This window comes from Bartonella sp. CM31XJBT (assembly GCF_028618555.1).
Lineage (GTDB): Bacteria > Pseudomonadota > Alphaproteobacteria > Rhizobiales > Rhizobiaceae > Bartonella.
On record NZ_JAQITD010000078.1, the window covers coordinates 1 to 1158 of the forward strand.

Annotated in this window: 1 protein-coding gene; it reads left to right on the top strand. The window is 36.2% G+C overall.

Annotated features, from left to right (window positions below; all coding sequences use genetic code 11):
* Positions 1-472: 472 nt before the first annotated feature.
* Entirely contained in the window at positions 473-1126 is a 654-nt protein-coding gene (locus PVV63_RS10255) for a hypothetical protein (RefSeq protein WP_273791759.1), read from the top strand.
* Positions 1127-1158 lie beyond the last annotated feature (32 nt).

The following is a 1158-nucleotide window of genomic DNA, read 5'->3' on the forward strand; positions in this document are numbered from 1 at the left end:
ACCATTACATGGCGCCTAACGGCGTCCTTGACAAAGAACCTAACGGCTTGTTTCGTCCCTCTCACGCGGCTCCGAAATCATGATTAGAAGGGAGAGCTTTTAGGGGCATATCCTATCAAAGAAAGAGATAAAAATTATAAGCTATTTTATGAGATAAATATTTGAAAATATTATAAAAAATACCAAAAAAAGACAAAAAACAGTTGACAATAAATGGGTATTTTGCTATATAAATACTTAAGTGATCAAAACACTAATCCTAAAGCGAATAGATTACGAAACAATCTTTCTTTGCTTTTCAAAAACTGACTGTCTTTTATGTTTTAAAAACGTATAATGATTTTGTCGGGTGTAGTTATGTCATATAATACCCTTACGGGGAAAGCATAACAACAGACTTTAGGCTGTGTTTTGAGCGCCCGACGCCTTTATAGGAGTCAATTCAAAACATTATAACCTAAAGGAGTTCATTATGAACGCTATCTCCAAAAAATATGAATTTATTGATGATTGTGAATATATCGATGGTCATTTCTTAAAGCGAATTAGAGCCTTAAGAGATTTTGATGATGTCAAAAAAGGGGATCTTGGTGGTTATATTGAAAAGGAAGATAACCTCTCTCATGACGGAAATTGCTGGGTTTACGATAAAGCACGCGTCTTTCAAAATGCACGGGTTTATGAAAATGGTAAAGTGAAAAGCTTTTTTGTAGACGTTTATGGCGATGCACAAATTTATGGCAATGCTATTTTTGAAGGCATGACAATAAATGATTATTGTGAGGTTTATGGCAACGCCCATATTCAAGACACTGTTGTAATTGAAGGTAATGCAAAAATTTATGATAAAGCCTCTGTAAGCGGGCATGCTCGTATTTCTGATTCATCTGTTATTTGTGATAATGCTCATGTCGGTGGCAATGCAAAAATAAGTGATGTGGCTTATATTTGTGATGAATCGCGTGTATTCGATGATGCCGTGGTTTGTGGTGCTCTTGTCTCAGGGGATTCTTATATTCATAGCGCCGCCTCTTTAACTGAAGATGATCAAATTCATGATGAGGCAATTCCAAGATTTGGTAGTGAAGATGATTATTATCGTCATGAGTATGAGGATGTTGCGTAAATAAAATAGTAGGTGCGGGGGGCGCCTGCTTT